Annotated in this window: 18 protein-coding genes and 1 pseudogene; 4 read left to right on the top strand and 15 right to left on the bottom strand. The window is 32.1% G+C overall.

What is annotated here, in order from left to right; all coding sequences use genetic code 11:
• Positions 1–143, bottom strand: a pseudogene (locus B6S12_RS07185) (S24 family peptidase); the annotation flags it as partial.
• Between the two features lie 213 nt (positions 144–356).
• Between B6S12_RS07185 and B6S12_RS07190 the strand changes: the two are divergent.
• Positions 357–1,400: a type I restriction endonuclease gene (locus tag B6S12_RS07190; RefSeq protein WP_111230121.1), complete on the top strand. Its 1,044-nt coding sequence runs from the start codon at positions 357–359 to the stop codon at positions 1,398–1,400.
• A 45-nt stretch (positions 1,401–1,445) separates the two neighbouring features.
• Here the strand turns inward: B6S12_RS07190 and B6S12_RS07195 are convergent, their stop codons facing one another.
• The 4 genes from B6S12_RS07195 to B6S12_RS07210 all read right to left on the bottom strand — a co-directional run bounded on the left by B6S12_RS07195 (position 1,446) and on the right by B6S12_RS07210 (position 5,774).
• On the bottom strand, positions 1,446–2,009 hold the full coding sequence (locus tag B6S12_RS07195; RefSeq protein WP_111230122.1) for a hypothetical protein: 564 nt from the start codon (positions 2,007–2,009) through the stop codon (positions 1,446–1,448).
• 11 nt (positions 2,010–2,020) lie between these two features.
• Positions 2,021–2,935, bottom strand: coding sequence for a DUF3137 domain-containing protein (locus B6S12_RS07200; protein WP_111230123.1), 915 nt, complete (start codon positions 2,933–2,935; stop codon positions 2,021–2,023).
• Between the two features lie 43 nt (positions 2,936–2,978).
• Positions 2,979–3,539 (bottom strand): hypothetical protein, encoded by a 561-nt coding sequence (locus B6S12_RS07205; RefSeq protein ID WP_111230124.1) that lies wholly within the window; start codon positions 3,537–3,539, stop codon positions 2,979–2,981.
• Positions 3,540–3,686: 147 nt separating this feature from the next.
• Positions 3,687–5,774, bottom strand: a complete 2,088-nt coding sequence (locus B6S12_RS07210) for a TonB-dependent receptor domain-containing protein (RefSeq protein WP_111230125.1) — start codon at positions 5,772–5,774, stop codon at positions 3,687–3,689.
• A 315-nt stretch (positions 5,775–6,089) separates the two neighbouring features.
• Here B6S12_RS07210 and B6S12_RS11100 point away from each other — a divergent pair, with 315 nt between their 5' ends.
• Positions 6,090–6,371: a hypothetical protein gene (locus tag B6S12_RS11100; RefSeq protein WP_181450995.1), complete on the top strand. Its 282-nt coding sequence runs from the start codon at positions 6,090–6,092 to the stop codon at positions 6,369–6,371.
• A 908-nt stretch (positions 6,372–7,279) separates the two neighbouring features.
• Here the strand turns inward: B6S12_RS11100 and B6S12_RS07215 are convergent.
• The 10 genes from B6S12_RS07215 to B6S12_RS07260 form a co-directional block, all read right to left on the bottom strand.
• Positions 7,280–8,839 carry a YifB family Mg chelatase-like AAA ATPase gene (locus B6S12_RS07215; protein ID WP_111230126.1) on the bottom strand — a complete coding sequence of 520 codons (1,560 nt, stop codon included), beginning with the start codon at positions 8,837–8,839 and terminating at the stop codon, positions 7,280–7,282.
• Between the two features lie 7 nt (positions 8,840–8,846).
• On the bottom strand, positions 8,847–9,353 hold the full coding sequence (gene def, locus B6S12_RS07220) for a peptide deformylase (RefSeq protein ID WP_111230127.1): 507 nt from the start codon (positions 9,351–9,353) through the stop codon (positions 8,847–8,849).
• The gene (locus B6S12_RS07225) at positions 9,353–10,480 is read right to left on the bottom strand and encodes a GGDEF domain-containing protein (RefSeq protein ID WP_111230128.1); all 1,128 of its coding nucleotides are present in this window, start codon (positions 10,478–10,480) and stop codon (positions 9,353–9,355) included. The genes def and B6S12_RS07225 overlap by 1 nt, the downstream gene beginning before the upstream one ends.
• A 16-nt stretch (positions 10,481–10,496) precedes the next feature.
• Positions 10,497–11,087, bottom strand: a complete 591-nt coding sequence (gene clpP, locus B6S12_RS07230) for an ATP-dependent Clp endopeptidase proteolytic subunit ClpP (protein WP_111230129.1) — start codon at positions 11,085–11,087, stop codon at positions 10,497–10,499.
• On the bottom strand, positions 11,084–12,382 hold the full coding sequence (gene tig, locus B6S12_RS07235) for a trigger factor (protein WP_111230130.1): 1,299 nt from the start codon (positions 12,380–12,382) through the stop codon (positions 11,084–11,086). The genes clpP and tig overlap by 4 nt, the downstream gene beginning before the upstream one ends.
• Before the next feature lie 116 nt (positions 12,383–12,498).
• A complete protein-coding gene (locus B6S12_RS07240; protein ID WP_111230131.1) occupies positions 12,499–13,194 on the bottom strand; it encodes an ABC transporter ATP-binding protein in 696 nt (231 codons plus the stop codon).
• Positions 13,181–13,957, bottom strand: coding sequence for an ABC transporter ATP-binding protein (locus B6S12_RS07245; RefSeq protein WP_111230132.1), 777 nt, complete (start codon positions 13,955–13,957; stop codon positions 13,181–13,183). Before B6S12_RS07245 ends, B6S12_RS07240 begins: the two co-directional genes overlap by 14 nt.
• Positions 13,954–15,084 carry a branched-chain amino acid ABC transporter permease gene (locus B6S12_RS07250; RefSeq protein WP_425454661.1) on the bottom strand — a complete coding sequence of 377 codons (1,131 nt, stop codon included), beginning with the start codon at positions 15,082–15,084 and terminating at the stop codon, positions 13,954–13,956. The genes B6S12_RS07245 and B6S12_RS07250 overlap by 4 nt, the downstream gene beginning before the upstream one ends.
• 87 nt (positions 15,085–15,171) lie before the next feature.
• The gene (locus tag B6S12_RS07255) at positions 15,172–16,071 is read right to left on the bottom strand and encodes a branched-chain amino acid ABC transporter permease (RefSeq protein ID WP_111230134.1); all 900 of its coding nucleotides are present in this window, start codon (positions 16,069–16,071) and stop codon (positions 15,172–15,174) included.
• Between the two features lie 13 nt (positions 16,072–16,084).
• Positions 16,085–17,191 carry an ABC transporter substrate-binding protein gene (locus tag B6S12_RS07260; RefSeq protein WP_111230135.1) on the bottom strand — a complete coding sequence of 369 codons (1,107 nt, stop codon included), beginning with the start codon at positions 17,189–17,191 and terminating at the stop codon, positions 16,085–16,087.
• 564 nt (positions 17,192–17,755) lie between these two features.
• Here B6S12_RS07260 and B6S12_RS07265 point away from each other — a divergent pair.
• A complete protein-coding gene (locus B6S12_RS07265) occupies positions 17,756–18,103 on the top strand; it encodes an ArsR/SmtB family transcription factor (RefSeq protein WP_111230136.1) in 348 nt (115 codons plus the stop codon).
• A gap of 10 nt (positions 18,104–18,113) precedes the next feature.
• Positions 18,114–20,057, top strand: coding sequence for a heavy metal translocating P-type ATPase (locus B6S12_RS07270; RefSeq protein WP_111230137.1), 1,944 nt, complete (start codon positions 18,114–18,116; stop codon positions 20,055–20,057).
• Positions 20,058–20,124 lie beyond the last annotated feature (67 nt).

Genomic DNA, 20,124 nt, shown 5'->3' on the forward strand with positions numbered 1-20,124 from the left:
GGATAGGGGATAGAGTTTCTAAACTTCATAGAATTAAAAGTATCAGGATTTATTCCTAGCTCTTTTGCAACTTCTTTAGCACTTAGATTCTTTACTCCCTCACTTGCTAGAATATCTTTTAACTTTTCTATAATCTCTTCCATACAAAAGGGAGTGGTTTTAAAAGACTTGTTTGTGATTTTAGAATGAATAGTATTTTGCATGGATATTCCTTTATGCTTTTTAATATTAAAGCATAAAATTTCAAATTGCAAGAAAAGCTTTTAAAGTGAAAGGATAGAAAAATTTAGTTTAACCAAATTACAAAGTAGTTTTTTGTAGAATTACCTAATTTTTAAGGTTAAAGCGAGGTTAAAATGGAATTTGAAAATCAATTAAATGCAATTATAGAAACTATTGCAGAAAGAAAAGCATTAGTTAATACAGAAGAAGCTACCAAAATGACTTTTATTATGCCTTTTTTGAAGACTTTAGGTTATGATGTTTTTGATCCTAGCATAGTAGTACCAGAATATACAGCAGACATAGGAACTAAGAAGGGAGAGAAAGTTGATTATGCAATTTTTAAAGATGGCAAGCCTTTTATTCTAATAGAGGCAAAGAACCACACAGAAAACTTGGATAATCACAATAATCAGCTAATAAGATATTTTAATACTGATTCTAGTATTAAATTCGCTATCTTGACAAATGGAATTGAATATAGATTTTTTACAGATATTGAACAGCAAAATCTAATGGATAAAGTGCCTTTTTTGGTTATTAATCTTGAAAAACTTAAACCAAGAGATATTAACGACTTAAAGCAATTTATATGTGCGGATTTAAATTTAGATGAGATTTTAGATATTGCCATGAAAAAGAAATATTATCGTGGCATTCAAGAGATTTTTAAAAGTGAGATAGAAAACCCTAGCGATGAATTTACTAGTTTTTTTGCCAAACAACTAACAGAGAAAAGAATGACTGCTACCGTGCTAGAAGAGTTTAAGGGATATATTACAAAATCCTTCAAAGAAATTATCAATGACTTAGCTTATGAAAAAATTACAAGCATAAAAAATAATCTTCAAGCCATTAATGATGATGAAGTAGAAACGCCAGAAGAAGAAGCAAAGGAAATTATTACCACTGAAGAAGAGTTACAAAGTTTTTATATTATCAAGTCCATTCTAGCAAGCGCTAAAGCTGACTTAAATGATATATCATACAAAGATACTTTAAGCTATTTTGGAGTTTTATATCAAGGTAAAGTCACTAAATGGATTTGTAGATTATTTTTCACAGCTACAAAGAAAAGTATTAACTTTCCAAATGGGCAAAATTACAATTTAGAAAAACTAGAAGATATTTATAATTTAAGCGATGAAATTATTAAGGCTTTTGAAAGTAGAAAATAAAAAATTTGCGTTAGAAATCAAAGTAAAAAAAATAGCACTTTGATTTTAAGCACAAAATGACTTTGATTTGAAAAGTGGTGTTATATCTTCAAACCTATATTCTAAAAGAACTCCTTTAAACTTTATATTAGGCGTATTTACAGGAACACTATGCAAAGATAATTCTAAAATTGAGACAAAAAAGCCCTCCTCATATCCTCTAAACCCATCATCTATAAGCTTATAAGCATACATAGGAAAAAGGTTATCATCTATGCTAAATATTCTATATTCGCTACTAGAATTAAAATATTCAAGATTAAATTTATCTAGTAATTTATCAAAAATATAAGCTTTATAAGTATCCTCGATTTTTTTATTGCGCATTGATAATAAACCAACTCCAAAAATTACAATAACAACCCCAGCAGCTAGTAAATTTTGCATATTACCTTGTGTGCTAACAAGCCTTAAATAAGCAAGAAAAGTCCCCAAAATACTACAAACAACAAAGATAAAAAATATCCTAATATCTTTTTTGCTAAATTTTGAAGTTGTCCTATTAACTTCTTTTAAAAGTGGGACAATTTCTTTATCAAAATCTATATTAAGATTAATAAATTTTGGCATTAAACTTTTCCTTATATTTTAAGTGCAGCTTTAAGCTCTTTTCCAAAGTCACTGATGTTTTGTAGCTCTTTTAAAAGCACATTAAATTGTCTTTTAAAATCTTCTAACTCAAAACTAGTAAGCTTGAAAAAATCTTGTTTTGTATGGAGGGCTATCATACAAGAATTTCCGCTAATGCAACAAGAAAGATTAGAAAAATTAAAACGCTCTTGCACACTTGAGAGCTTTTCTAAAAAAGCGGGTGTTAAAAATTCTTGTGCCTTTTGCTCCTCATTTGTATAAAATTCAAAAACTTTATTAATTACATTTAGCTTTGTCTCTATTTTTTGAAAGCCTTTAGGGGTGGTAAATAAATTAAGAAATTTTTTGGGTTTTAGTAAAATTTGTGCTTCTATTAATGGCTTATCAAAGATATAGAGCAATACTAACCCTTTAAAATCAGTATGAATGCTTCCTTGATTTGCAGATACGCGAGAGAGCAAACTTAGTTCTGAAATAACAATAGAAAAACCATCTTCACAGCCCATAAGTTCATCATCTTTTTCTGTGAAATCATACGTTGGAAAAAGCTTAGATTCTTGTATTAATTCATCATTTATAAGATCAACTCCCCAAGTATAATTTAGCTTTTCTAAAATTTTATCTAAACTATAAGATTTAAGGAGATTCTCATCATCTTTTCGTTTGTCAATAGCCACGCCAACTCCAATAATGATGATAGCAATAATGGCAAATTGAATAAGTGTTTTACTATCCCAATCATCATCAAAAATGCCAATCAAAGTAACCATGATAACCACCGCAACACTTGAGAGTAAAAACCCCACAAAATGACTTGAATAATCAAAACTTGCTTTGTGGGCTTCCTTTAAAAGCGGGGCAATTTCTTTATCAAAATCTATATTAAGATTAATAAATTTTGACATTTAAAGTCCTTAAGAATGCAATTAATTAGTAAAAATATTATAACTAAATACTAAAATAAATTACAACTCCTGTAACAATAAAACCTGCCAAAGTTGCCAAAACCGCTCCTTTTTGATTTTTCTTGCAAAATGCTGTGATAAAAAGCCCTGAAAGATAGATTAAGATTAACGCCACAGAAAAGCCAATGGCTAACACATCAAAATAATACTTCCCAGCTGCTTTATGCAAAAGTAAAATTACGCCATAAAAATTGCGATCAATCGTGCTTAGGGTGTAGCCCTCACCCGTCTTATCTTTACTAAGCAATACTTGATATTTTAAAGTCCCCATAGAATGCGCTCCTTTAAAAAATCTCACCTCTGTATTGCTTGGGATTTTTAGATTATTCTCTTGCAAAGCTTTTAAAATCACTTCTTTTTCACTCCCTTTAGCAATGGTTTGATGGATTTGTATTTTATGGATTGTTGCTCCTGAATTTTGACGATAATCTAAAATATATCCTACACCTGTGATTGCATAAATTAAAGCCATAGGAATAAAAAACAAACTCACATAAAGATGGATTTGCATCCAAGTTTTATTACTTATGAATTTTTTTGCCATAAATTTACCTTTTGTATTAAATAAATATAAATTAGATACAGCCTAAGCTATATCTAAAACTAAGGAGAATAAATAAAATTTAGGGGCTTCATTACTTAAAAATCTAACATCTAAAAGCCCCTTGCTAGAGTGAAGTTTTACATTAGATTAAAAATCTAGCTTATAATTAAGCCAAAAACTTCTACCTTCAGTATAATCTTGATAGCGATTTGCATAAGCAATCTTACCTTTATTTTCATATCCATAAGGCACAAAGAAGTCTTTATCTAAAAGATTATTGATAACAAAATTTACTTGCGAATTTTTTGTCATTTTATAACTAAATCCTAAATCAAAAATATAAAAGTTATCATATTTGTTAAGTCCAGGAATTGCACGATTTCCACCCCCCTTACTTTTTGCTAGAGTATCATAACGCCCTGTTGCTTTCAAAAAGGAACTAAATTTTCCTTGCGTGTAATTTAGCTTAATTATTGCTGTATGGCGTGGCATATTTTCCACCCTTGTGCCACCAAAAACATTTCTTGTTTCACCACTTTTATAATGCTTTTCCATATAAGTATAACTTGCATTTGCACTAAATCCATTCCAAACTCTAGTTTGTGTGGCAAACTCTATCCCTTTAGCTTGATTTTTACCTCTATTAACCTCATAGTAACACCCATCAACAACCGAGCAAGTAATGCCATTAGGGAGCTTGTCATTTAATTCATAAGAATCACTTGATAGCTCATCTTTAAAATCTGTCTGGAATGCTGTAAGACTAAAATTTCCATATTGAGGAATTTCAAAAATAGCACCGATTTCATAGTTTGTGCTAGTTTCTGGTTTTAAATTAGGATTCCCATAATATCCTTCTGAATATTCTCCGCTTGTTAAAACTTTTGCTTCTGGAGTTTTATAACCTTTTGCGACCCCACCTTTTAGCGTAATTAAATCTGTTAAATGATACACTAAATAGCCTCTAGGTATTACCTCTCCACTAAATAAATCACTTTTAGTGTAGCGAATCCCTCCTGTTAAAATAAGATCATCTGTAATGTAATATTCTGCTTCTACATAAGGAGCTATGGTGTTTTGATCTTGATCTTTTCCCTTCAATGCTCCTGCAGTATCTGCAAAAGTTATAAAATTTTCATGCATATATTGGATACCGCTACTTAAAGATACGCTACCATATTTTTGTAAATCTATAGGAATTACTGCCTTGCTCTCAGCAATATAAACCTCACTTTTTATTTTAGCACCTTGAGTAGTTACCCCTGTAGTATAATCCGTGCTTTTGCTTCCATCTTCTGTGATTAAATTTGCTTGCAAGTAAGTATTAACACTCCCAAAGCCATAATACCCATCATGGTTTAAAATAAGTCCATTTTTATTAAATTTTTTATGCGAAGATACTGCTTTGCTTGATGTGCTATTCACAGCAGTCTTTTGTGTAAAATGCTCCGCATCTAAATAGATATTATTTTGAGAATCTAGCGTCCAATTTAGTCTTGCTCCAATATTTCCCATATCAAATGCACCTGGAGAATGGCTTGCATAAATGGTGTTTGGATTATTTTTGTCTGTTTGTGTAGGCCATTTAAGATTAGATTTTTCTCTTTGTTTTAAAGAACCTCTTAAAGAGAGCGATAGAGTATCTTTAACCAAAGGAAATGCTATATATCCACTAACCCCTCTACTGTGTCCATATTTATTAAAATGCTGTTGAGCTTGTGTATCAAGACTAATAGAACCCATAAATGTATCGGGATTTTTTTTAGTAATAATATTAATCACTCCTCCCACTGCATCCCCACCATAAAGAGTAGAAGCAGGACCTTTAATAACTTCAATGCGTTCAATCATAGAAACGGGAGGCAAATAAGCATTTGTCGCCTCTCCAAAGCCATTTCCCTGAAAACCTCTTGTAGCATTTTGCCTTTTCCCATCTACAAGCACAAGCACATAATCTGAACCAAAACCTCTAATATTAAAACTATAAGTTCCAAGCTTTGATACACTAACATCAACTCCTGGAACATCTTTAATCGCATCTGCAATATCGCGGATAGGACGCGATTGCAATTCTTCTTTTGTGATTACTGAAATAGAAGCTGGAGCATCTTTTACATCTTGTTCAAATCCTGTAGCACTCACTACAGAAGTGTCAAGACTATAAGTTTCTACTGCATTTAAAGAAGAGCTATACAACAAAGCTAATGCTAAAGCTCCTCCAAGATAGATTTTCATAATTTTTCCTTTGTTTTAAAAATGATAATGAGATTGGATTTTATTTACTATTTGTTTAAAATTAGATAAAAAATAAATAATCATTATCATTTTTTATAAATTAAATCTGTCAATCCCCAAAGAAACACTAAAAAGCTATACTAATAAAGCAAGAAATTTACAATAGTTTTCTTTAATACAATATGATTGTTACAAAACTCTATCACTACAAACAAACAATGCCACATTCCATATACCACGATAGTTTCAACAACAAACTATAACCTTTTTATCTTACAAATATTCCCTTATTATCATAAAAGCCCTCCATTATCATTGCAAAAATCTCATACATACATTATCCATAAATATGCTCTAGTAGCTTATTTGACTTTTTATTATAAAGCCAATAGCAATCATAATCCAAATCCCTCTTATCACTACGCAAATATTACATATTTGCTTACAATGAGACTTTCTTCCATCACCGCAGAATGCTACAAGACAAAACACTTAGAGGCAAATCTTAGATTGTTTAAATACCACAAGAGAGCTTTATCACAATACTTCATCGCTACTAACAAAGTAAAACAAAGTATGACAATCTCCCTTTTATGACTACAAGCATTTGAAAAATCTATGGCAATCCAAAAGAGTTATCTAAAGCACCATTACAAACAAAACACAGTTTTGCAAGGCAATCAAATTACCTTAGGATATTTTAGGATATTTCATTACTAGAACTTCTTGTAATAACAAAGAAAAAAACGCAATAATGCTTTATCACTACAAGAGCATAGCTCGTGGCAGCCTAAAGAGTTGCTTTGCAGTGCAAATCTATTGAAAATACTTAGAGTTTTTGGTTACTCTTTTTAGATTACCTTACTATGTTTGCAATGACTTGATAGAAAGTCTTCTACAATAGCATTAGATTATCATAGCCTCTTACAAAGCTTTGCAATGATATTTATAGATTACAATGGTTTTTTATTTCATCATTGCAAACGAAATAAAGTAAAGAGCAGCAGTCTAAAAAGCTATTCTTAAGTCTCTTAATTGCTTTTATGGATTACCTCGCCTCGCAATGACAATAAAAATATAAAAATAAATCATAGTAAAAAATCTTTAGAATAAATGACAAAATTTTGCTATGTTTTAAGCGGTTTTATCATCTTTTAAAGGCTTTAAGGAGGATTAATTATAAATAATGTGCTATTTTAATACTAGTTACTAAGAACCTGTATTAAAAATGCTAAAAGCAGATAGTCATTGAAAGCAAAATTAGTTTAACTTATGCTTAAAACTATTAAAATTAGTCTTTGGAAGATAAAGAGGATAAGGGGGTTAAAAGATTAGTTTTTAGCTTTTACTTCTTATCTTTAAAAGAAGTTTTAGGACTTTAAACCCTTTATGATAAAGGGGTTGCAAAGTTATCTATTTTTCACAAATCATTCTTTACAACCTAAAAAGAACAAAAAAATTGTTTGGATAATTTTTACAAAATTATCTAATTTTATCCTCCTAGTTCAATCAATTTTACGAAAACTAAGTGCTTCTAACAAATGTTCTTTTTTAATTAATTGACTACCTTCTAAATCCGCAATACTCCTAGAAACACGCAAGACTTTTGCTTTACTTCTTAAAGAAAGAGAAAAACGCTCTTGTGCTAGTGCAAATGCCTTTTTAGCTTCTGTATCTAATATACAAAATTGTTCCAACTCCTCACCCTCAAGCCTAGAATTAAAACAGTTCTGCCCTCTTTGCTTTTGCATTTTAAAAGCCTTGATAACAAAATCTTGCATACTTTTAGAATCCATTTTTGCTTTGCTTGTATCCCCTTCTTGCATTTGCACCACCAAATCCATTCTATCCCAAAAAGGTTCTGAAATTTTATTTTTATAGCTACTAATCTCCCTATCTGTGCATCTACAAGACTTTTTAGGATTTAACAGATTCCCACAAGGACAAGGATTCATCGCTCCTATAAACATAAAATTAGTTTGACAGACAACTTTTGCATGGAGTCTGGAAATACAAAACTCATAATTTTGTAAAGGCTCTCTTAAAGATTCTAAAATACTTTTAGGGAAATGGGGTAATTCATCAAAAAACAATACTCCAAGATGAGCTTGTGCAATTTCTCCAAATTTAATAGAATTTGCAATTGCACTTCCTAAAATTGCTGCTTTAGTGGCACTATTATGCGGACTTTTAAAAGGACGATAAGGAGAAAGTTTAAGTGTATGAGAGGCAATTTGCAAAATTTCTTCTAATTTTAAGGGAGGCAAAATAAAAGGGATTCTTTTTGCAATCATACTCTTACCGCTCCCTGCACTCCCTTCATATAAAATATTATGAAATCCACTTGCACTAATGAGTGCTGCTCTCTTTGCCCTCTCTTGCCCTATAACATCACTAAAATCTAAAGGAAATTTGCAAGAATAGTAAAATTTCTCTCCCAAAATCTCAAAATTTTCAAACTCCAATGGGCTTGACTTCTCCAAATCCATTTTATTAGTATCTTTTAAAATATCCACGCCCTCTTTTAGTGTATCTATATAATATGCCTTTAATTGTGGAATTTTAGAATAAAAATCTTTAGCTTCTTTAGGCAACAAGAAAAAGGCTTCTTGAAATTGTGTTTTGCTTAATAAGGAAAGAATAAGAGGATAGATAGAGTTTGTATTCTTCACCCTGCCATCTAGCCCTAACTCACCAAAAGCAAACCATTGTCCTTCCTCATCTTGTATTGGATTTTGCTCTTCTTTTCCTTCATTCTCTAAGCTTGCCTTTGCCTGTGTTTCTTTATCTTCACCCATAACAATTGCAAGAGCAATAGGTAAATCATAAAAACTTCCTTGTTTAGGCAAATCTGCTGGAGAAAGATTAAGAGTAATTTTAAGCGGGGGAAATTTAAAACCATTGATTAAAAGCGAGGATTGCACCCTTTGCTTAGCTTCTTGAATTGCATTTCCTGCTAAGCCTGTAATCTGAAAAGCAGGGAGTGTCCTAGTAAAACTTACTTCTACTTCTACGACCTTAGCTTCTATGCCATCCATTGTGGCACAATATAGATTTCTTTGCATGATAAGCTTAAAGCTTCTTTTTTCTTTTTAGCTCTTTTTCAAACTTTTTGCGTTTCAAAATGGGTAGCTTATCCACAAACAAAATACCATTTAAATGATCAATTTCATGCTGGAAAGCTACTGCTAGATAATCTTCTGCTTCTATTTCTTGCAACTCTCCATAACGATTTTGATAGCGAATGGTAACTTTTTTAAAGCGTTTTACATCCTCATAAAATTCTGGAACTGACAAACAACCCTCACTAAAAGAAATCTCACCCTCTTTATGCAAAATTTCTGGGTTAATCACTTCTAATAAATCTTCTTTATTTTGATTGCCCTCATCATCTGGAATACAAATAAGTAAAGCTCTAATAGGCTTTGCAACCTGAATTGCTGAAATCCCAACACCATTTTTTGAAAGCATTGCCTCATACATATCATCTAAAAGCTTATGAAGCTCCTCATCAAATTTCTCAACTTTATTAGAAACCTGTCGCAAAAGTGGATTTGGATAAGTAATAATCTCTAACATTATTTTTCTCCATAGCACACATAAGAAGCATTGTTTTGATTTGCTTTTTTGAGTGCTTCATTAACATTTTTCATAGCATCTTTAAAATTAAGTGTAGAATTCAACTCTAAAATTCCACAATTAATACCAAGCATTACTTCTTCTTCTCCTAAAAAAACACTTGTTTGCCCTACCATCTCAGAAATTTTATTTGCAAAGCGTTTTGCACTTTCTTTATCACTATGACTTAAAAGCACTGCAAAAATTCCACCCTCGCAATATGCAATCACATCTACTCTTGTAGTAACTTTTTTAAGAATTCTAGCAACCCCTTTATTAATAAGGATATGATTTTTTTGCTGTTTAGTAACTTCATCAAGTGTCTTGGATGTTTTAATCAAAACCAAAGAAGACTTATATTTTATTTTTTTCATTTCTTCTAGTTCGTAAGTCATTTTGCTCTGTAAATAACGCAAATTAAACACGCTATACACAAGATTAAAAATCGCCTCTTCCTCGATACTATGCACAAGTGTCAAACAATGCTCATAGCACTCTTTAGTTTCTACAATCTGCCCCTCAATCACTTTAGAAATCTTTTGCAATTCTTGCTCAAATACAATAATAAGATTTTGCAAAATATTTGCATTCTGCACAGAATTTGTTTCTTTGATTCTCTTTTGCAAAACACTTTGCAATAAGGTTAAATTCTTATACAAAGAAGCTACTGTTTTTAAAGTGTTAGAAACTGCTTGATTATTTTGTAAAACTTTAGTTTCAAGAGAAATTTGCTTTTTGATATTTGTTTGTTCTTTATCTAAAATTTCGCAAGCCTCTTCTTGAATCTCCTTAGAATTTCCATCAAGCATTTTTTCAAAATAAATTCTATAATTTGCAGGGGTAGGAGGAATACCACTTTGCACCATCGTATTTAAAACTTCTTGCGCATAGCCTTGTATATCTTTTACTGAAGAAGGATTTTGGGTTGTTTGATGTGACATATCCATATCAAAATCATTAGTTTCAGCCTCTTCAAACGAACCAAAAGATGGCAAAGATTTTTCAAAATCTAGGGCATCATCGTTGCTTTCAAGTCCCCCTGTTTGAAAACTTTCTAACTCCGAAAAAGAACCAAAATCATTTGCCATTTTAAAACCCCAAAAATTATTTTAAGCTCTTTGTAAGCACATTATCAATAAGCCCATAAGCCTTAGCCTCTTGTGCATCCATAAAGAAATCTCTATCTGTATCTGTTGCAATTTTCTCTAAAGGTTGCTTAGTATTATCGCTCAAAATCTTATTAAGAATCTCACGCATTCTTAAAATCTCTTTTGCTTGAATTTCAATATCACTCGCTTGTCCTCTAGCACCACCTAATGGCTGGTGTATCATAATTCTTGAATGCGGCAAAGAATATCTTTTTCCTTTTGTGCCACAACTTAGCAAGAATGCACCCATAGAAGCTGCTTGCCCTATACAAATCGTGCAAATATCAGGCTTAATATAATTCATCGTATCATAAATACTAAATCCACTCGTAATCACGCCACCTGGAGAATTAATATAAAGATAAATGTCTTTTTGCGGATCTTCTGCCTCCAAAAAAAGTAATTGTGCTACAATGGAAGAAGCTACTACATCGTTAATTTCTCCACTCAACATAACAATTCTGTCTTTTAAAAGGCGTGAGTAAATATCATAGCTCCGCTCTCCACGCCCTGTTTTTTCAATGACTACAGGAACATAATAACTCATTTTGCCAACTTATCCAGTAAATTAGTAAGAATTCTATCTTCTAGCATTGCCATTTTTACTGCTGGGATTAAATTATTGTTTTTATAATATTCTAGCATTGCTTTTGGATCTTGACCCATAGCCATTGCTTCATAATAAATAGTATTAATCACTTCATTATCTGGGATATTAATACCCTCTTTTTTAGCAATTGCATCTACAATAAATGTAATTTTCACACTTTTTTGTGCATTTTCTCTTTGCTCTTCACGCTTAGCTTTTAATGCTTCTGTATCTTTTGCTAATTTTTCTTGCTCTTCTTTACTCAAAGCCATAAATGTATTTCTAAACACCAAATCCATTTCTTGCTCTACAATAAGTTTTGGCAAGTCAAAATTAATGCTTGAATCAAGATTATTGATTAGTTTTTCTTTTAACTCTGTGTTATAGAGATGTTGCTTTTTCTCTCTTTGGATTTGTTCTTTAATTTTTTCCTTCAAAGTTTCTACGCTTACATCTTTTTCTTCTAGCAAAAGAGTTTTTGCAAAATTATCATCAATTTCTATTTTACCCTTTGTCTGAATTTCATGTAATTTTACTTTAAATACTGCAGGTTTTCCTGCTAAATGTTTAGCTTGATAATTTTCTGGAAAAGTTACATTAATTTCCTTTTCTTCATCCACTTTCATACCGATAAGTTGATCTTCAAAGCCCTCTATAAAAGACTTGCTACCGATTTGCAAAAGATAACCCTCTGCCTTTCCACCTTCAAACGCTTCTCCATCCACAAAGCCTTCAAAGTCAATTTTAGCAAATTCACCTTCTTTTAATTTGCGTCTTGCATCTTTAATACCCACTAAAGGAGCTCTTGCACTTGCAATATCTTCTAATCTTTTAGAAATATCTTCTTCTGTAACTTCTGGAATTTTCACTTCTGGCACACATTTGTCTAAATCACCAAGCTCAATACTAGGCGTTAAGCTAAGCTCAATGGTTAATTCAATTCCATCTTCTTTTTTGTCAAATTTTGTAATTCTAGGATCGCCAATTAAAGCACTTGGCTCTAAGTTCAATTCCTTTAAAATATCTTTTAGCAAATCTTGCACACATGCTCTTTGTGCATCCTCTTCTAATCTCTCTCCATAACGAGCTTTTACCACTGCTACTGGAACATGTCCTTTACGAAAACCATCAATTTTTAAATTTTTACTAGCAGATTTTGCAGCAACTTCTAGCTTTTTCTCTAGTAGCTCTTGTGGGATTTTTGCCTCTGCACTTGCATTGGCACTATCTATTTTATTTACTTTCAAGCTCATTTTGCTTTTACTCCAAAAATTAATATTGTTAAACTATTGATTTTAACAAATATTTTCTTAAAATACAAATCGCCTCTAAAATCTCTATTTTGCCCAATAAAGAATAATTTTGATATTTAACCGCCCAAATAACGCTTTTTAATCTCTGGATCTTTTAGAAGATTTTGGGCATTATCATGCAATACAATTTTTCCATTTTCCAAAACATAAGCTCTATTAGCAATCTTTAAGGCTGCAAATGCATTTTGTTCTACCAAAAGCACTGTAATTCCATTTTCTTTTAAATTTGTAATAATCTCAAAAAGCTCACCAACAACTTTGGGAGCTAAGCCCAAACTTGGCTCATCTAACATTAAAAGTTTTGGCTCACTCATTAATGCTCTAGCAATTGCAAGCATTTGTTGCTCTCCGCCACTCATCGTTCCTGCCATTTGTTTATAGCGTTCTTTTAATCGTGGGAAAAGGCGATACATTTTTTCTTGCATAACTTCAAAGTTTTCATCATTATTGTATGCACCCATGCGTAAGTTTTCATCTACACTTAAATTTGTAAAAACCCTCCTACCTTCTGGCACAAGCGCTATGCCTCTTTGAATAATCTTATGTGTAGGCACATTAGAAATATTTGCACCAAAAAAACGCACTTTGCCTTTAGTTTTTACACTGTGGACAATTCCATTTAAAGTAGAAGTCTTACCTGCTCCATTACTACCAATCAAAGTAATAATCTCATGCTCTTCAATATGAAAATCTATCCCTTTTAAACCCGCAATAAGTCCATAATGCACTTCAAGATTTTCAATTCTCAACATAATAATCTCCTAAATAAGCAGCTATTACTTCTTTATTATTGATAGCATCTTGTGGTTTTCCACTAAAGAGTTTTTTGCCATAATCTAATACCAAAACTTCACTACACAACTTATTCACAAAAGGCATATCATGTTCAATTAACATTACGCTCAAATTAAAGTCTTTTTTCATTTTAAAAATTAATTCACAAAGTTCTTCAGTTTCTTTTGGATTCATACCTGCTGCAGGCTCATCTAACAAAAGTAATTTTGGATTGGTTGCCAATGCTCTTGCAATCTCTACTTTACGACTATTCCCATAGCTTAGAGAATCTGCTGGTAGATAAATAGAATCTTGCAAACCCAAATACTCCAAAAGCTCTATTGCCCTTTGCTTAATTCTTTTTTCCTCTTTAAAAAATCTCCCCACCCTAAAAACAGCCTCAAAAAAAGTATATCTAGCTTCATTATGAAAACCAATCAATACATTTTCTAAAACACTCATAGAGGAAAAAAGTCTAATATTTTGAAATGTCCTTGCAATTCCTAAATTTACAATGGTATTAGGCTTATATTTTGAAATATTTTTACCCATAAAAGTAACTTTTCCACTTGTGGGCTTATAGTTTGCAGTAATGATATTAAACATTGTTGTTTTTCCTGCTCCATTAGGCCCAATAAGTCCAAATATTTCATTTTCTTTAATAGAAAAACTCACTCCATCAATCGCTTTTAAGCCACCAAATTGAATACTTACATCTTCTAGCTGTAATAAAGGAGTCATGCTCTACTCCTTTTTAAAAAAGAAAATCTTTTTGTAGGATTTAAATCCCAAATTTCTTTTTTGCCCATAATTCCCTCGCGTGCAAAAAGCATAATCACCACTAAAATCACAGAAAAGAACACCATTCTTAAGCCCGGATAAGAACCAAAATCTTCTCCAAAAAATACTAAAGGCTGATCTAAAAATCTAAGCCATTCTCCACCACCTACTACTAAAATCGCACCAATAATCGCTCCACTTGTGCTACCAAGCCCACCTAAAACAATAATAATAAGAAGCTGGAATGTAAGCTCAAAACCAAAAATTTTAGGATCAATAGTAGTTAGCATAACTGCCATTAATCCCCCACCTACACCCTCTAAAAAGGCACTTGTAGAAAATGCAAAGGTTTTGATTTTAAGAGTGTTTATCCCCATAGCAATCGCTGCATCTTCATCATCTCTTACAGCTTTCATAGCACGCCCATATTTAGAATAAACAATCTGTAAAATCAAAATCACAGAAACAGCCGCTAAAATCCCACTCCAAAACAATACTGTAATATTAGCTCCATTGCTAAAAGAATGTTCATAGATATATGCCACAGCAGGTTTTAAAAACTCTGGCAAAATAGAACCCTCTTGCGTCAAAGAAAGCAAAAAGCCCTCAATCCCTTGCACAATACTATCTTGATTATTGGGTATATCATTTAATCCAATTGCACCATTTGTAAATTCTGGGCTATTAGTTGCTAAGATTTTAATAATAAATCCAAATCCAAGGGTTACAATTGCTAAATAATCTCCCCTTACTCTAAATACTGGAAAAGACAATAATACCGCCAAAAGTGCAGCAACACCTCCACTAAGAAGCAAGGCAGGAAGTAATTCTGAACTCATCATAAGCACTAATGGATGCGGATCAGCTTCTTGGAACATATCCCATTTTAAATCCTCTCCAAGCAACATAAGTGCTGTAACATAAGCACCTACTGCCACAAATCCATTAGGCTCCAAAGAAAGTTGTCCAGTAACTCCATTGATAAGATTATAACTCACAGCCAAGATAACAAAAATAAGAATAGTATTAAGAATTCTTAAAGAATAATCATTGAAAAAAGTCTGCGATGCAAATAAAAATATAACCATACAAAAATAGATAAAAAGATGAAGACTTAGGGTAGAACCCATAGAATTTGGTTGATAAAATTTCTGTAATTTTCCCATACACTTCCCTTAAAATCTACTTTTTTCTAAACGCCAATCACCCATAATACCAACTGGGCGGAAAAGTAATACAAGTATTAAAAATAAAAACGCAAAGGCATCTTTGTATCCACTAAATTCTGGAAAAAATGCAACTACCATAATTTCTGTAAAGCCTAAAATAAAGCCGCCTAAAACTGCACCTCCTACACTTCCAATACCACCTAAAACTGCAGCAGCAAATGCTTTTAATCCAATCAAAACACCCATTAAAGGTGTAATGGTAGGATAAGAAATAGCATAAAAAATACCACCAATTCCTGCCAAAATACTCCCTATAGCAAAAACAAGCGCAATAATATTATTTACATTAATCCCCATAAGACGCACTGTATTAATATCAAATGCTGTAGCTCTAATTGCCATACCTTGCTTAGTTTTATAAAGAAATTGCAAAAGCACCACAAGCAAAACAAGTGTTACAATAGGAATAATAATCGTGATACTCATAAAATTCAATCCAAGAAATTGAATGTTTTGTGAAAAAAATGCAGGTGCCTCATAAGCAGTAGGCGAAGAACCAAAAACAACGCTAAAAAGATTTTCTAAAAAGAAGCTTACACCAATTGCAGTAATTAGCATAGAAATTCTAGGGGCACTTCGCAAAGGCATATAAGCAACCTTATCAATCCCCATACCTAAGAGCATACAAAAAAGAATTGCCAATGCTGCAGAAGCATAAAAAGGTAGCCCAAAAGAACTCATTCCAAAAAAGCTAAAGAAAGCTCCCACCATCATAATATCAGCATGGGCAAAATTAATAAGACGCAAACAACCATACACCATTGTATAGCCAATTGCAATAAGGGCATACATACTGCCCAAACTCAAACCATTAATACACTGTTGAAAGAAAGTTAAACTATCCAATATCCTACCCTAATTAAGGTTCAATGGTGGTTTTATACACCAATTTTCCATTTTTAACTTCATTAATAACGGCACTTCTAATTGCTTCACCATTATTTAAAGAGAATTTACCACTAATTCCCTCATAATCTTTTACATTTCTAATTTTGTCATTGATACACTCTTTATCTTTAGCGCCACATTGTTCAATTGCCTGCACTGCTACACCATAAGCATCTGCTAGCATTGCACTAAAAGTGCTTACTTCTTCTTTATATTTATCTTGATAAGCCTTGATAAACTTCTCTCCTTCTGCTGTTTGCTTACTACTTGTGGAGTAATAATCTGTTACCATATAGCCTTCACCTGCTTCTTTTGCAATTTCAAAGAAAATTTTATTAGAAGTTAATCCATCTCCACCAATAGTTGGCACCTTTAAACCTAGCTGTTGTGCTTGAGAAGCAATCAAAGCACCCTCTGTATAATAAATAGGCAAATAAAGTGCATCTGGATTTTTTGCTTTAATGCTTGAAAGTTGCGCTTTAAAATCATGGGTTCCAGCTTGCGCATTTGTTTCAATCACAACTTCTCCACCAAGCTTTTTAATCTGTCTTCTAAAAGCTTTTGCAAGTCCGATAGAATAATCACTGCTATTGTCAAATAAAATAGCAACTTTTTTAGCTCCTAAATCTTTAATTGCTAAATTTGCCGCAATAATTCCTTGAAAACTATCCGCAAAAGAAATTCTTGAAACATATTTCTTCCCTTTTGTTACTCTATCATTTGTCGCTACTGGGGAGATTAATGGAGTTTTATTATCATCTGCAATCTTTGTCATTGCAAGTGCATTGGTAGAAATCATAGGACCAATTACCACACTAACTTTATCACTAGAAACTAGCTTTTGCATAGCATTTGCAGATTCAATTTTATCGCTTTTATTATCTACAAGAATGATTTGGATTTTATCTCCATTTTTAGTGGTGCTTTTAGCTTCATAAGCCAAATCAATCCCTCTTTTTCCAAGCTCACCAAAACCACCTACTGCACCACTCATAGGCAAAACTACACCTATTTTTACATCTTCTGCATTTGCCATAACGCCACACACTAATGCTAAAGATAAAAGCATCTTTTTCATTCTATCTCCTTTGTGCTTCTTAAATTTCATAACATAAAAGGTTATTTTCAAAAACAAAATGGCTAATTGTAAAAAAAAATTACTTTAATGTTCTTTAGTTTTGCAAGAGTTTTTAAAGGAATTTTGTCTATATTTACTAAAGAAGAGCTAAATACCTAAAATTACTTTAATTTTTTAAAGCTTATTTTATAGATTATAAATATTTTTTCATTGGATTTTATTGTAACCTTTTGAAACCACAAAGCATAAACTTAAAAAATTCTCCAACAGCATCCTTATATTTTTTAATCCCCTACAAGTTTGTTTAATTTTTAAAATCATCTTTCTTTTTACTCAATTTAACACCCAAATTCAAAATTGCATAAAACTCTATCATTCCCCAAACACACTAAATTGCCACATTTTTCAAAAATTTTACTCAAAAACAATTCTTATAATATTCTCTATAAAACGCACAAAATCCCTACCATACTTCTTGACTTTCTTTTATGGAATTATATATAATTATATGAACATATATTCATATATAGAATTTAAACCTAAAAAAATCAAAAAGGCAACAATATGGAAACTTGCGATTCTTGCACTAAAAGAGAGGAAAACTTAAAAAATGCTCTTCAAAATTTGCCCAAAGAGGAATTACTCTATGAGTTAGCCGAGTTTTTTAAAATCTTTGGCGATTCTTCTAGAATTTTAATTTTAAGCCTTCTGCAAAGAGGTAAATTTTGCGTAAGCGAGATTTCTTCTAGCCTTAATCTCTCGCCTTCTGCTGTTTCGCATCAATTAAGAATTTTGCGTCAAGCAAGACTTGTAAAATACCAAAAACAAGGAAAGGAAGTATTTTATGAGCTAGATGATGAACATATTGAAAAAATTATTGAATTAGGTTTAGAACATCTAATAGAAATTTAAAGGATTACTTATGGGAAATTGTTGTTGTGAGGGTGCTTGCAAAAGCTCAAAAACAAGCCAGGCTTTTGCATTTCAAAAACTTTTACTTTATTTTGGGATTTTGCTTTATCTATTTACACTAGGGGTTGATTTTAAAATCCTACCTTTAACATTAAACTTTTTAGAATATTTATATATTTTTTGCTATGTTATTTTAGGATTTGGCATTTTAAAAGAAGCATTTTTAGGATTAATTAGGCGTGAATTTTTTAATGAAAATAGCCTAATGGCACTAGCTAGTCTTGGAGCTTGGTTTATTGGAGATGGTGCTGAAGCGGTTGCTATTTTATTTTTTTATCGCGTAGGTGAAGCATTAGAGGGTAAAATCGTAGAAAAATCTAAAGCCTCCATTGCAAATCTTGCTTCCTTAAAAATAGAAAATGCAAAAATTCTATACAATGGAGAAATATCCACCAAAGATCCAAAAGATATAAAAGAAGATGATATTATCGTGCTTTATGCAGGAGATAGAATCCCAGCAGATGGAGTTATTATAAAGGGTGAAAGCAGCATTGATAATTCCGCACTCAATGGTGAATCTCTCCCTAAAAGCGTAAAAGAGGGTGATTCTCTTCTCTCAGGCGGTATCAATCTTGATGGCACGCTCCACTTAAAAGCCACTAAAAGCTATGAAGATTCGGCTTTTTCTAAAATCATCAAACTTATAGAAGAAGGTAGTAGCAAAAAAAGCAAAAGCGAAGAATTTATCACTAAATTTGCTAGATATTACACGCCTTGTGTTACACTGCTTGCACTTAGCATTATTATCTTTCCTACTCTTTATTTTGGAATTATCCACCCTAATAGTTTCATAGAGGGATTTAAGGAAAGTTTTAATACTTGGCTTTATAGAGGAATTATCTTTCTTGTCGTTTCTTGTCCTTGTGCTCTTGTAGTTTCTATTCCTTTAACCTTTTTTGCTTCACTTGGCAAGGCAAGCAAAGAAGGGATTTTAATCAAAGGTTCAAGTTATCTAGAATCTCTTTTTTATGCAAATGCAATCGTTTTTGATAAAACAGGAACTCTTACAAAAGGGGAACTCATCATAGAAGATATCATTACCTACAATGATTTTAACAAAGACTTTATACTAGGGATAGCAAAACTACTAGAACAAAACTCAAATCACCCTATTGCTAAAGCAATTAACTCTTCCCATCTTCCTTATCTTGAATTCAAGCAAGATTTAAGTTCTATTAAAGAGATTGCAGGCAATGGAATAAGTGCCTTATTAGAAAATAAGCAAATCGCTCTAGGAAACGCACGCTTTATCAGCAAAATATGCAATATAAACTTGCAAGAAGATAACCACAAAAAAGCACAGATTTTTATTAGTTATGATAATAAACTCTGTGGCTCTATCCTCCTTAGTGATGCTATTAAGCAAGAAGCCAAAGAAGCTATTTTAAAAATCAAAAAAGAAGGAATTTCAAATCTTCTCATTCTTAGTGGAGATAAACAAAGTGTCGTAGAGGAAGTTGCCAAAAACATCGGTATTACTGAATATTATTCCGATCTTTTACCCAAAGATAAAGCAGAAAAGCTAGAAGCCATTCTTCACAAAGAAAGGCAAAGAGGCAAGAAAGTTATTTTTGTAGGAGATGGTATCAATGATGCACCCTCTTTGGCACTTTGTGATATTGGGATTGCTATGGGTAAAATGGGTAGCGATGTGGCATTAGAGGGGGCTGATATTGTGATTTTAAACGATGAGTTGAACAAGATTCCAAAAGCCCTAAGCATTGCAAAAAAAACAAGAAAAATTCTTTGGCAAAATATCATTTTTGCACTAGGAGTTAAGGTGTTAATTATGATTTTAGGTGCCTTTGGATTAACAAATCTTTGGGTAGCACTTTTTGGCGATGTTGGCGTAGCATTGCTTGCCCTATTCAATGCAATTAGAGCGATTAGATAGCCTTATTGCAGGGCTTTTGCTCTTAAGTTTATCGCAAAACTCCTCCCTTACACTATAAAATCTTAAT

Source organism: Helicobacter valdiviensis, from assembly GCF_003245365.1.
GTDB lineage: Bacteria > Campylobacterota > Campylobacteria > Campylobacterales > Helicobacteraceae > Helicobacter_D > Helicobacter_D valdiviensis.